Origin of the sequence: Kineococcus esterisolvens, from assembly GCF_050871405.1 — a bacterium.
In the GTDB taxonomy this organism is placed as follows: Bacteria; Actinomycetota; Actinomycetes; order Actinomycetales; family Kineococcaceae; genus Kineococcus.
Map to the genome: position 1 here is coordinate 72,253 of NZ_JBJLRI010000009.1, position 11,859 is coordinate 84,111.

At 77.1% G+C, this 11,859-nt stretch carries 14 protein-coding genes; 5 read left to right on the forward strand and 9 right to left on the reverse strand.

All coding sequences use genetic code 11. The features are described 5' to 3' along the window. The first annotated feature begins 6 nt into the window (after window positions 1–6). A complete protein-coding gene (locus ACRYR8_RS05470) occupies window positions 7–846 on the forward strand; it encodes a PhzF family protein (protein ID WP_432483066.1) in 840 nt (279 codons plus the stop codon). 67 nt (window positions 847–913) lie between these two features. Then, window positions 914–1,729 carry a class II glutamine amidotransferase gene (locus ACRYR8_RS05475; RefSeq protein WP_432483067.1) on the forward strand — a complete coding sequence of 272 codons (816 nt, stop codon included), beginning with the start codon at window positions 914–916 and terminating at the stop codon, window positions 1,727–1,729. Window positions 1,730–1,757: 28 nt separating this feature from the next. Here ACRYR8_RS05475 and ACRYR8_RS05480 read toward each other — a convergent pair whose 3' ends face one another. Continuing rightward, window positions 1,758–2,573 carry a helix-turn-helix domain-containing protein gene (locus tag ACRYR8_RS05480; RefSeq protein ID WP_432483068.1) on the reverse strand — a complete coding sequence of 272 codons (816 nt, stop codon included), beginning with the start codon at window positions 2,571–2,573 and terminating at the stop codon, window positions 1,758–1,760. 102 nt (window positions 2,574–2,675) lie between these two features. On the opposite strand from ACRYR8_RS05480, the gene ACRYR8_RS05485 reads away from it, so the two are divergent. Further along, window positions 2,676–3,464 (forward strand): SDR family oxidoreductase, encoded by a 789-nt coding sequence (locus ACRYR8_RS05485; protein WP_432483069.1) that lies wholly within the window; start codon window positions 2,676–2,678, stop codon window positions 3,462–3,464. A 45-nt stretch (window positions 3,465–3,509) separates the two neighbouring features. Here ACRYR8_RS05485 and ACRYR8_RS05490 read toward each other — a convergent pair whose 3' ends face one another. From ACRYR8_RS05490 to ACRYR8_RS05525, 8 genes are all read right to left on the reverse strand, one after another. Beyond that, complete coding sequence (locus ACRYR8_RS05490) at window positions 3,510–3,983, reverse strand: nitroreductase/quinone reductase family protein (protein WP_432483070.1); 474 nt, start codon at window positions 3,981–3,983, stop codon at window positions 3,510–3,512. Beyond that, a complete protein-coding gene (locus ACRYR8_RS05495; protein WP_432483071.1) occupies window positions 3,980–5,167 on the reverse strand; it encodes an ABC transporter permease in 1,188 nt (395 codons plus the stop codon). Before ACRYR8_RS05495 ends, ACRYR8_RS05490 begins: the two co-directional genes overlap by 4 nt. Beyond that, window positions 5,164–6,048, reverse strand: coding sequence for an ABC transporter ATP-binding protein (locus ACRYR8_RS05500; RefSeq protein WP_432483072.1), 885 nt, complete (start codon window positions 6,046–6,048; stop codon window positions 5,164–5,166). Before ACRYR8_RS05500 ends, ACRYR8_RS05495 begins: the two co-directional genes overlap by 4 nt. Before the next feature lie 76 nt (window positions 6,049–6,124). Further along, entirely contained in the window at window positions 6,125–7,216 is a 1,092-nt protein-coding gene (locus ACRYR8_RS05505) for a sulfate/molybdate ABC transporter ATP-binding protein (RefSeq protein ID WP_432483073.1), read from the reverse strand. Beyond that, entirely contained in the window at window positions 7,213–8,037 is an 825-nt protein-coding gene (locus tag ACRYR8_RS05510) for an ABC transporter permease (RefSeq protein WP_432483074.1), read from the reverse strand. Before ACRYR8_RS05510 ends, ACRYR8_RS05505 begins: the two co-directional genes overlap by 4 nt. Then, window positions 8,034–8,813 carry a molybdate ABC transporter substrate-binding protein gene (gene modA / locus ACRYR8_RS05515; protein ID WP_432483075.1) on the reverse strand — a complete coding sequence of 260 codons (780 nt, stop codon included), beginning with the start codon at window positions 8,811–8,813 and terminating at the stop codon, window positions 8,034–8,036. The genes ACRYR8_RS05510 and modA overlap by 4 nt, the downstream gene beginning before the upstream one ends. After that, window positions 8,810–9,220 carry a TOBE domain-containing protein gene (locus ACRYR8_RS05520; protein ID WP_432483076.1) on the reverse strand — a complete coding sequence of 137 codons (411 nt, stop codon included), beginning with the start codon at window positions 9,218–9,220 and terminating at the stop codon, window positions 8,810–8,812. The genes modA and ACRYR8_RS05520 overlap by 4 nt, the downstream gene beginning before the upstream one ends. Before the next feature lie 58 nt (window positions 9,221–9,278). Continuing rightward, window positions 9,279–9,671, reverse strand: coding sequence for an ankyrin repeat domain-containing protein (locus tag ACRYR8_RS05525; RefSeq protein WP_432483077.1), 393 nt, complete (start codon window positions 9,669–9,671; stop codon window positions 9,279–9,281). Between the two features lie 178 nt (window positions 9,672–9,849). On the opposite strand from ACRYR8_RS05525, the gene ACRYR8_RS05530 reads away from it, so the two are divergent. Together ACRYR8_RS05530 and ACRYR8_RS05535 are read left to right on the forward strand one after the other, a co-directional pair. Beyond that, the gene (locus tag ACRYR8_RS05530; protein WP_432483078.1) at window positions 9,850–10,602 is read left to right on the forward strand and encodes a sugar phosphate isomerase/epimerase family protein; all 753 of its coding nucleotides are present in this window, start codon (window positions 9,850–9,852) and stop codon (window positions 10,600–10,602) included. Then, window positions 10,599–11,717: a Gfo/Idh/MocA family protein gene (locus ACRYR8_RS05535; RefSeq protein WP_432483079.1), complete on the forward strand. Its 1,119-nt coding sequence runs from the start codon at window positions 10,599–10,601 to the stop codon at window positions 11,715–11,717. Before ACRYR8_RS05530 ends, ACRYR8_RS05535 begins: the two co-directional genes overlap by 4 nt. Window positions 11,718–11,859: the final 142 nt, after the last annotated feature.

Consider the following 11,859-nt stretch of genomic DNA (forward strand, 5'->3'; position numbering starts at 1 on the left):
AACCCCGTGCCCCGCCCCCGCCCGTTCGCGCAGGTCGACGTCTTCTCCGCAGCGCCGTACCGGGGCAACCCGGTGGCGGTGGTGCTGGACGCGGAGGGGATGGACGCGGAGGGGATGCAGCGGTTCGCGGCGTGGACGAACCTGTCGGAGACGACGTTCGTGCTGCCGCCGACCGACCCCGGTGCGGACTACCGGCTGCGGATCTTCACCCCCGGCGGGGAACTGCCGTTCGCCGGGCACCCCACCCTGGGGTCCGCGCACGCGTGGCTGGGGGCCGGCGGGCGCCCCCGCGGCGGGGACGTGGTGGTGCAGGAGTGCGGCGCCGGGCTCGTGCCGGTGCGCCGCGACGGGAGCGCGCTGTGCTTCGCGGCGCCGCCGCTGCTGCGCACCGGGCCGCTGGAGGAGGAGGTCCTGGAACGGGCGGTGCGGGCGCTGGGCGTCGCGCGCGAGGAGGTCGTGGACCACCGGTGGGTGGACAACGGCCCCGGGTGGGCGGCGGTGCAGCTGGCGTCGGCGCGGGCGGTGCTGGACGTGGAGGTCGACGCGGCCGCCCTCGGCGACCTGCCGCTGGGGGTGGTCGGCGCCCACCCGGCCGGCTCGGAGCACGCCGTGGAGGTGCGCGCGTTCGTGCCGGGGATGGGGGTGCCGGAGGACCCGGTGACCGGCAGCCTCAACGCCGGCATCGCCCAGTGGCTCACGGGCAGCGGGGCGCTGCCGCCGGACTACACGGCCACGCAGGGTGCCCGGGTGGGCCGGGCCGGGGTGGTGCGGGTGCGCACCGTCGACGGCGGGGTGTGGGTGGGCGGGGACAGCACGACGTGCGTGGAGGGCACCGTTCGGCTCTGAGGTGGTTCAGCCGCCGCCGCGGCGCGCCGATGACCCGGGTCAGTCCGCTCGCTCCCTGGAGGTCCTCGTGTGCCGGCTCCTCGCCTTCGCCGCTCCGGGCCCCACCACGATCGCGGACCTCATCGGCACCGAGCGGCTGGCGGCGTTCCGCACCCTGTCGCGCCTGCACGCCGACGGGTGGGGCACGGCGTGGGTCGACGAGGCCCGCGAGGTCCGGCGGGTGCGCGACGCGCTGCCGGTGCAGCGCTCGCGCCGCGGGGCGGCGGCGTTGACGGAGCAGCCCAGCACCGCACGGCTGGTGCACCTGCGGCTGGCGACGCCGGGCATGACGGTCGCGCACGACAACAGCCACCCGTTCCTGCACGGCGGGGTCGCCTTCGCCCACAACGGCTCGGTGCCGTCGGTGCCGGTGCTGGAGGCGGTGGTCGGCGAGCGGCACCTGGCGGACGCGCGCGGCAGCACCGACAGCGAGCGGATCTTCGCGCTGGTGCGCCGGTACGCCGACGAGGGCGCGGACCTGACGACGGCCGCGGCCCGCGCGACGGTCCGGCTGCGCGAGGCGTTCCCGGGCGCCAGCCTCAACGCCGTCCTGCTGAGCGCCGGCGAGCTGGTCGTCGTGCACTCCAGCGAACGCTCACCCGTCCCCCTGGCGGACCTGTGCGCGAGCGGCCTGGCGCCGGCGGACCTGCCCCGCGACCACGCCGAGGGCTACTACCGGATGAGCTGGCTGCGCCGGCCGGACGGGGCGGTGGTGTTCACCTCCGCGGGCATCGACACCACGGGTTGGGAACCGCTGCCGCCCGCGTCGATCACCACGGTGCGGCTGGACACCGTGGACGTCCGGGTGCGGGACCTGCACGCCGTGGCGGCCGGGGTCGCCTGAGGGTGCGGGCGGGCGGTGGCGCCCGCCGCTACGGCGTGACCGCCAGGCTGCCCAGCAGCGCCAGCGACTGGGCGCTGACGCTGCCGGGTTCGGCGTGGTAGACCACGAGCTGCTGGCCGGGCGCGGAACGCACGTCGAAGGTCTGCGCGTGCAGGGTGAGCGGCCCCACCTGCGGGTGCACGAACCCCTTGGCCCCGGCGGACTTGCCGCGGGCCTCGTTGCGGGCCCACAGCTCGGCGAACTCGGCGCTCTCCCGCAGCAGCCGGCGCACCAGCTCCCGGGCGCGGGGGTCACCGCCCGGGACGCCCTCCAGCAGCCGCAGGCCGGCGACGGTGCTCGCGGCCGCGGCCGGCCAGTCGGCGTAGAACGTGCGGGCCGCCGGGTCGAGGAACACGTCCACGACCAGGTTGCCCGAGTGCGGGGAACCGCTGAACAGCGCCGAGCCGAGCCGGTTGGCGGCCAGCACGTCGTAGGCGCGCCCGAGCAGGAGGGCGGGCGTGGCCGGCCAGGAGTCCAGCAGCTGCAGCAGCGCCGGGTCGGCCCGCTCGGGCGCCGGAGCCGCCGGGCGCGGGGCCAGCCCGGCGAGCCGGAACAGGTGCCGGCGCCCGTCGTCGTCCAGGGCGAGGGCGTCCGCCAGCGCGTCGAGCACCTGCGCCGACGGGGAGCGCTCACGCCCCTGCTCCAGGCGCACGTAGTAGTCGGCGCTGACCCCGGCGAGCACCGCGACCTCCTCGCGGCGCAGACCCGGCACCCGCCGGGGACCGTGGCCGGGCAGGTCGACGTCGGCGGGCCGGACGGCGGCGCGGCGGCCGCGCAGGTAGTCGCCGAGCGGGGAGGCAGCCATGCGGCGAGGGTAGGCGGCCGGGGCGGGACCCGTCGTGGGTGCGCTGCTCCCAGGCGCACCGCGGCCTGCCCCGGCCGGCGGCGGCGCCGCAGCCTGGTCACCATGACCACGAACCCCGGCACCACCACGAACACCGACGACCGCACGGACCCCGCGATCGGGGCGGACGCCAAGGTCGTCGTCGTCACCGGCGCGAGCAGCGGCATCGGCGAGGCCACCGCGCAGCGCCTGGCGGGCGAGGGCCACCACGTCGTCCTCGGTGCGCGGCGCACCGACCGCCTGGAGGCGCTGACCACCCGGATCCGGCGGGCCGGCGGCAGCGCCGAGCACCACCGGCTCGACGTCACCGACCCCGCGAGCGTCACCGACCTGGTCGACGGCGCGGCGCAGCGGCACGGCCGCGTCGACGCGATCGTCAACAACGCCGGCGTGATGCTGCTGTCCCGCCTGGACGCCGGTCTGGTGCACGAGTGGCACCGGATGCTCGACGTGAACGTCAAGGGCCTGCTGCACGGGATCGCCGCGGCCCTGCCGCACTTCCAGCGCCAGGGCGGCGGGCACTTCGTCACGGTCGCCTCGATCGGCGCCCACCAGGTCTCCCCCACGTCCGCGGTGTACTCGGGGACGAAGTTCGCCGCGTGGGCGATCACGGAGGGGTTGCGCCTGGAGCTGGACCCGCGCTTCCGCATCACCACGATCTCGCCGGGGGTGGTCGAGAGCGAGCTGGCCACGCACATCACCGACCCGACGGCCGCCGAGGTGATGCGCGACTACCGGGCCACGACGATCCCCGCCGACGCGGTCGCCCGCGCGATCTCCTACGCCCTGGGGGAGGCCGGCGACGTCGACGTCAACGAGGTCGTCGTTCGCCCCACCGCGCAGCGCTGGTGAAGACCCCCGGCGCACCCCGGCGGGCGCCGCCCGCCCGGCGGGGGCTCAGGCGGTCCCGCCGCGCGGTTCGAGGACCACCACGTCCGTCTCGGTGGCGCGCCGGGCGGCGTGCGCGCCGAGGTCCGGGTCGACCGCGAGCCAGCGCTGCCACAGCCGCTCGCGCTCCTGCCCCTCGGCGCGGCGCGCGCGGACCGGCCGCGGGGCCCGGCGCGCCAGCCGGACGACGGCGTCCGGGTTCGCCCGGAGGTTCAGCCACCACGCGGGGTGGCCCTCCTCCCAGCCGTTCATGGCGGGCACGACGAGGTCGGGGCCGTCCTCGAGGTAGCCGACGATGACGCTGCGCTCCTGCCCGGACCTGCGCCCGACGGTCGTCAGGCGCAGCGCACCCCACCCGCGCCTGTTCGCCGGGGTCCACAGGAACCGGCCGCCGCTGAGGCGGTTCAGCGCCCGGTGGACGCGCCAGGCCGTGTGCACGAACCACGGGGGCGGGACGCGCGGTCGCACCGGCTGCTCCGTCACGCCGCCCTCCGCCACGCCGAGCGCAGCGACAGGCTGCGGCCGGTCTGCAGCAGGGAGTTCTCGTACAGCCGCCGGGCGACCGCCACGAACAGCGCGGCGGTGACGGCGATGACCAGCAGCGCGAGCAGCGGCTCGGTCCAGCCGACGTCGCCCTGCAGGACCCGCTTCGGCATCACCATCGGCGAGGACAGCGGCACGTAGGACAGGACGGTCTGCAGGGTTCCGGGGTCGTTCGCGGCGAACGTCGCGAAGAACGGCAGCATGACGAGCATCTGCACCGGGGTGGCGGTGGACTGCAGGTCCTCCAGGCGGTTGGCCATCGCCCCGGCCGCCGCCCACAGGCACGACAGCATCGCGAACCCGACGACGAAGAACACGACGAACCACCCCGCGGCCGTGGGGACGCTGGGCAGCTGGTCCAGCAGTTCCGGCTCGGCGACCGCCAGACCGCCCAGGCCGGCGGCCACCAGCAGGACGATCTGCCCCAGCGCCAGCAGCCCGTTGCCGACGATCTTCCCGACGAGGAGCTGGTTCACCGGGACGGTGGTGACGAGCAGTTCCACCACGCGGGTCTGCTTCTCCATCACGACGCTCTGGGCGATGGAGTATCCGAAGATGACGACGATCTGCAGGAACAGGACGGAGAAGGCCAGCCCCAGCAGGTAGGTGGTGAAGGGGTCCACGGCGTCGGGGGCGAGCAGGCGCTGCGCGGGCGGCGGGACGGTCAGGGCGCGCTCGGCGGTCGCCGCGTCGACGCCCGCCCCGCGCAGCAGCTCCAGCGACTGCGCCGCCCGCACCCGCGCGCCGAGGACCTCACCCAGGCCACCGGGGACGTTGCGGTCGCCGACGACCTCCACCGCACCGCCGGCGGCGGGCAGCACGGCGGCGTCGACGTCGCCGGCGCGCACGGCGGACTCCGCCGCGGCGGAGTCGGCGACGGTGCGGACCGTCACCTCGACGTCGCCGCCCTCACCGGGGCGCTCGGCCAGCAGCGGTGCGGTCGTGGAGGTGGCCGCCACCTCGTAGCGGTCGGTGCCGCCGGACAGCAGGCCCGGCAGGAACGCCGCCGCCAGCACGATGACGAGCAGCAGGAGGGTGGAGAACACGAAGCCCTTGTCCCGCAGGCGCTCGCGCATCTCCCGGTCGGCCACCAGCCACCACTGCCGCTGAACGGTCGCGTTCACCGGGACACCTCCGAGAACAGGTCGGACAGGGACGGCACGACGGGCCCGAAGGAGCGCACCGACCCGCGGTGCAGCGCCTCGGCGAGCAGGCGCTGGTCGGCGCCGGAACCCTCCACCTCCACGACCACCCGGCCGGGCGAGGACTCCACCAGCCGCACCCCGGGCACGTCGCCCACCCAGTCCAGCGGGCCGTTCGCGGCGAGGGCGTACCTCGACCCGGAGCGTCCCCGGCGCAGCTCCTCCGGTTCGCCGGCGGCCACGACGCGCCCGCCGGCGAGGATGACGAGCTCGTCGCACAGGCGGTCCACGAGGTCCAGCTGGTGGCTGGAGAACAGCACGCCGACACCGGCGCGGACCCGCTCGCGCAGCAGGTCGGCCATGGCGTCGACGGCGAGGGGGTCCAGGCCGGAGAACGGCTCGTCCAGGACGAGCAGCTCCGGGTCGTGCACGAGGGCGGCGGCGACCTGCACGCGCTGCTGGTTGCCCAGCGACAGGGACTCCAGCTTGTCCTGGGTGCGCTCGCCGAGGCCGAGGCGCTCCAGCAGGTCCTTCGCGCGGGGGGCGGCGGCGCCGCGGTCCACGCCGTGCAGGCGCGCAAGGAACACCAGCTGTTCCAGCAACCGGCCCTTGGGGTAGAGACCGCGCTCCTCGGGCATGTAGCCGAACCGGCGGTGCACCGCCAGGTCGGGGACCCGCCCGCGGAACGTCACGGTCCCGGAGTCGGGGGCGAGGACGCCCAGGGCGATGCGCATGGTGGTGGTCTTGCCGGCGCCGTTGGCACCCACGAAACCGACCATGCGCCCGTCCGGCACGGCCAGGCTCACGGCGTCCAGCGCGAGGCGGCCGCCGAAGCGGCGGGTGATGGAGTCGAGGACGAGCACGGGGCGACCGTAGGGACGCGCGAGCGCCGGCGCGTCAGCCGTTCGGCGCGCGGCGCCTCCTCCCCTCGGCCCCCCCTCAGCCACCGCCGGCGGCGTGCACCCGCACGGCGGTGGCCTTGACGACGAAGTGGACCTCGTCGCCGGGGGCGAGGTGCGCCTCGGCGGCCGCCTCCACGGTGACGTCGGCGAAGAGCTCCAGCGGCCCGTGGCGCCCGCGCACGCGCACGGCCCGCCCGCGCGGCTCCAGCTGCGTGACGGTGACGCGCCAGCGGTTGCGGGGGCTGCCGCCGGGGTCGGCGGCGTGCACGGCGACGGCGGCGGGGTCCAGGACGGCGACCGCCCGCTCCCCCGGCGGGCAGCCGTCGTCGACGACCCCGGCGACGAGGGTGCCGTCGGGGGTGCGCAGGCCCTCCGCGGTGGCGCGGCCGGCGATGAGCACCAGCCCGGCGGTCCGGGCGGCGAACGCGCTGCGGGGGCGGGTGAGGACCTCGCGCACCGCGCCGCGCTCGGCGACGCGGCCGTCCTGCAGCACGGCGACGGTGTCGGCCAGGGCGAGGACGTCGAGCAGGTCGTGGGTGACGAGGACGGTGCCGTGGCGGGGGGCGGCCCCGCCGCGCAGCACCTCGCGCAGCACCCGGCGCACCTCGGGGGCGGCGGTGACGTCGAGGGCGGCCATCGGCTCGTCGAGCAGCAGCAGCCCCGGGCGGGTGGCCAGCGCCCGCGCGAGGGCGACCCGCTGGGCCTGCCCGCCGGAGAGCCCGCGCGGCCTGCGGTCGGCGAGGTGCCCGGCGCCGACGGCGTCCAGCCAGCGGGCGGCCTGCTCGCGGGCGGCGCGGCGGGCAGCGCCGGCGCTGCGGGGACCGAAGGCGACGTTGCCCGCGACGCTGAGGTGCGGGAACAGCAGCGGGTCCTGGGCGAGCAGCGCCACGCCGCGGCGGTGGGCGGGCACGAACACCTCGCGGCCGGGGCCCGCGGCGGACAGGACCCGCCCGCCGACCGCGACGCGGCCGGCGGTGGGCCGCAGCAGCCCGGCCAGCAGATCCAGCAGGGTGGACTTGCCCGCGCCGTTGGGCCCGAGGACGGCCAGCACCTCCCCGGGCGCGACGTCGAGGTCGACGGCCAGGGCGCGCGGGGCGTGGCGCACCGCCACCTCCAGCCCGGCGCTCACGGCGCGCCCCGGCCAGGCCGCGCGCGCACGCCCACCACGACGAGGACGCTGACGGCGACCAGCAGCAGCGACAGGGCGACCGCGGCGTCCGGGTCGCTCTCCCGCTGCAGGTAGATCTCCAGGGGCAGGGTGCGGGTGACGCCCTGCAGGCTGCCGGCGAAGGTGAGGGTGGCGCCGAACTCCCCCAGGGCGCGGGCGAAGGCCAGCACCGCGCCGGAGGCCAGCCCGGGCGCCACCAGCGGCAGCGTGACGCGCACCAGCACCCGGCCCGGCCGCGCGCCGAGGGTGGCGGCGACGCGCTCGTAGCGCTCCCCGGCCGTGCGCAGCGCCCCCTCCAGGCTGAGGACGAGGAAGGGCATCGAGACGAAGGTCTGCGCCAGGACCACCGCGAGGGTGCTGAAGGCGACCTGCACGCCGACGGCGTCCAGGGCCGGGCCGAGCAGACCGCGCCGGCCCAGCGCGTACAGCAGCGCGAGCCCGCCGATGACGGGCGGCAGCACCAGCGGCAGCAGCACCAGCGCGCGCAGCGCGCGCAGCCCCGGGAAGCGCCCGCGCGCGAGCACCAGGGCCATCGGCACGCCCAGCAGCAGGCAGCAGGCGGTGCTGGCCGTGGCCGTCAGCAGGCTCAGGCGCAGCGCCGCCAGGGAGGACGGGGAGGTCACCAGCGCCCCGAAGCGGGGCCAGTCCACGCGGGCGACCACCGCGACGAGGGGCACCAGGACCAGCAGCGCCCCGGCGGCGGCGGGCACGTGCACCCACGCGGGCAGCGCGCCGCCCACCGGTGCGTCGGCGCGGGCACCGCGGGCGGCCCGGCGGCTCACGCGGCGGGGACCCCGAAGCCGGCGTCGACGAGGACCGCCCGCCCCTGCGCGCCGATGACGGCGGCGACGAACTCCGCGGCCAGCGCGGGGGCGGCTGCGTCGCGCAGCGCGGCGACGGGGTAGGAGTTGACGGCGGCGGCCGCCTCGGGGATCGGCAGGCCGGTGACGGCGTCGCCGGCGCGGGCGGCGTCGGTGGCGTAGACGAGGCCGGCGTCGGCCTGGCCGGTGGTGACCTTGCCGAGGACGTCGGTGACGGAGGACTCCTCGCTGACCGGGGACAGCGCGACGCCGGCGGCCTCCTGCACGCGCTGCGCCGCCGCCCCGCACGGCACCTGCGGCGCGCACACGACCACCGCGAGCCCGGGCCGGGCCAGGTCGGCGAAGGAGGTGACGCCGGCGGGGTTCCCGGCGGGGGTCGCGACGGTCAGGACGTTGGTGGCGAACACCTCGGGCTCGCCGGCGAGCAGGCCGGCGTCGGCGACGCGGGCCATCGTCGCCCCGTCGGCGGAGGCGAACACGTCGGCGGGGGCGCCCTCGAGGACCTGGGTGGCCAGGTCGGAGGACCCGGCGGAGCTGAGCGCGACGTCGACGCCGGGGTGGTCGCGCTCGAAGCCCTCCGCCACCTCGGTGAACACCTCCTGCAGGGAGGCCGCGGCGAACACGGTGAGGGTCTCCTCCCCCGGCGCGCCGGCGGCGCCGCCGCACCCCGCGAGGGCCCCGGCGACCAGGGCGGTCAGCGCGGCGGCGAGCGGGACCCGGCGGCGCGCGGTCCTCACGCCCGCTCCCCGGCCGGGGTCTCGACGACCACGGTGGTGGCCTTGACGACGGCGGTGGCGCGGCTGCCGGGCCGCAGGCCGAGCTCCTCGGCGGCCTCCCTGCTCATCAGGGACACCACGCGGTGCGGTCCGCACTGCATCTCCACCTGCGCCATGACGCCGTCGGCGACCACGCGCGTGACCAGGCCCGCGAAGCGGTTGCGCGCCGAGCGCGCCACCCGGGTGGCGTCGGGTGCGGCGGCGCCGGGGTGCTCCACGGCGAAGGCGGCCAGGGCGGCGCCGTCCACGACGAGCCGTCCGGCGTCGTCGCGGGTGGCGGGCAGGGCGCCGCCGTCGGCCCAGCGGCGGGCGGTGTCGTCGGAGACGCCCAGCAGCTCGGCGACCTCCCGGATCCGGTACTGCGACACGATCCGAGGTTATCCGCCGCAGGTGCGGCGCTGCGAGGCGGTCGCAGCCGCAGCTGCGTCAGGCGCCGCGCAGGATCGCCAGCATCTCCGGCAGCTCGAAGACCTGCGCCACGGCCACCCCGGACTGCCGGCCCAGCTCGGGGTCCGCTCCGGCGGCCAGCAGGGCGCGCACCACCGGCTCGTCCCGGCGGAAGACGGCCGCGCCCAGCGCCGTCTGGCCCTTGTCGTTGACGCGGGAGTGGTCGGCGCCGCGCTCCAGCAGCGCGCGCACCAGCTCCTCGTGGCGGTGGTAGGCGGCCAGGATCAGCAGGGTGTCGCCGGAGGAGTTCGTCAGGTCCACGGGCACGCCCGCGTCGACGCGCTCCAGCAGGGCCGCGGTCGAGCCGGCGCGCGCCAGCTCGAACGTCTCCTGCAGGAAGCGCAGCTCGTCCCCGGTCAGGTCAGCGGTCACGCCCCGACCGTAACCGGGGGCGCCGACGGGCATCCCGGCGCGACACCCGCGCGGAGCAGCGGGAGGGGGTGGCGCCCGGGCGGTCCGGCCCCCTACCGTGTGCTGAACCGGTTCGGTGCAGCGTCGCCCGCGGGTCGCGCCGTCCGACCGGACCCGGCGAAGGACCCGAGAGGACGACGTGCTCGACACCGACAAGATCTCCGTGCAGCTGTACACGGTCCGCGACGCGCTCGCGGCCGACACCGACGGCACCCTGGCCCGCCTGGCCTCCATCGGCTTCCGCAAGGTCGAGCCGTTCGGCCTGACCGAGTGGGCGCCGAAGCTGGCCCCGGCCCTGGCCGCGCACGGCCTGAGCGCCCCCAGCACCCACGCCAAGGTCGTCGGCGGCGACGTCGAGGAGGTGCTGGCCGCGGCCGCCACCACCGGCACCACGCTCGTCGTCGAGCCGTTCGTGGACCCCGAGCGCTGGACCACCGCCGAGGACGTCGCCGCGATCGCCGCCGAGCTGAACGCCGCCGCGCGCCGCGCCGCCGACGCCGGCGTCACCATCGGCTACCACAACCACTGGTTCGAGCTGGAGAACCTCATCGGCGGGCGCACCGCCCTGGAGGTCCTCGCCGACTCCCTCGACGACGCCGTCGCCCTGGAGGTCGACACGTACTGGGTCGCCGTCGGCGGCCAGGACCCCGCGGCCCTGCTGGGCCGCCTGGGTGAGCGCGTGAAGGCCGTGCACCTGAAGGACGGCGACGGCACCCGCGACACGAAGAACCAGGTGGCCCTCGGCGCCGGCTCGATCGACGTGGCCGCGATCCTCTCGGCCTCCTCCGGCGTGCAGCTGGGCGTCGTGGAGCTGGACGACACCAGCGGCGACGTCTTCGACGCCGTCGCCGGCGGCTACGCCTACCTCACGGGCGCGGGGGTGCAGGCGTGAGCGCGCCCGAGCCCCGCACCGGTCCCGTCGGCATCGGCATCATCGGCGCCGGCGTCATCTCCGGCACCTACCTGGAGAACCTCACCGGCTTCCCGGACGTGGAGGTCCACGCCATCGGCGACCTCTTCCCCGAGGCGGCGAAGGCGCGCGCCGAGGAGCACGGCGTGCCGCACCACGGCGGCATCGACGCGGTCCTGGCGAACGACGACGTCGAGGTCGTCGTCAACCTCACGATCCCCGCCGCGCACGTCGACGTGTCCCTGCAGGCCATCGCCGCCGGCAAGCACGTGTGGAGCGAGAAGCCCGTCGCCCTGGACCGCGAGGGCGGCCGGCAGCTGATCGAGGCGGCCGGGGCGGCCGGGGTGCGGCTGGGCTGCGCACCCGACACCTTCCTCGGCGCGGGCCTGCAGGCCTCGCTGGCCGCCATCCACCGCGGCGACATCGGCACACCGCTGAGCGCGCTGACGCTCATGCAGTCGCCCGGGCCGGAGTCCTGGCACCCCAACCCGGCGTTCCTGTTCCAGACCGGCGCCGGCCCGCTGTTCGACATCGGCCCGTACTACTTCACCCTCCTGGTGCAGGCGTTCGGGCCAGTGGCCGCCGTGGCCGCGATCGGCTCGAAGTCCCGCGCCTCGCGCGTCATCGGCTCCGGCCCCAAGGCCGGTGAGAGCTTCGACGTCACGGTGCCCACCCACGTCAGCGCGATCGCGCAGTTCGAGAGCGGGCAGAGCTCGCAGAGCATCCTCAGCTTCGACTCCCCGCTGCAGCGGCACGGCTTCGTGGAGATCACCGGGACCGAGGCCACCCTGGAGGTGCCCGACCCGAACAACTTCGACGGCGACGTGCGCATCCGGCGCACCGGCTCGGAGGAGTGGGAGCTGCTGGCCTCCACGAAGGCCCTGTCCACCCGCGGCACCGGCGTGCTGGAGATGGCCCGGGCGATCCGCGCCGGGCGCCCGCACCGCGTGCAGGGGGCGCTCGCCCACCACGTCGTGGACGTGCTCGTCTCCATCGACGAGTCGATCCAGCGGCGCGAGTTCGTCGACGTCACCAGCACCGTGGAAGCGGTCGAGCCGCTGCCGGCGGACTGGGACCCGACCGCGCGCACCGTCTGACGCACCGCCCAGCGCGTCCCGTCCGGGACGTCCCGGGGGGGGGGGGGGGGGGGGGGGGGGGGGGGGGGGCGCGGGGGGGGGGGCCGGGGGCGGGCCGGGGGGGGGGGCGGGGGGCGGGGGGGGCGGGGGCGGGGGGGGGGGG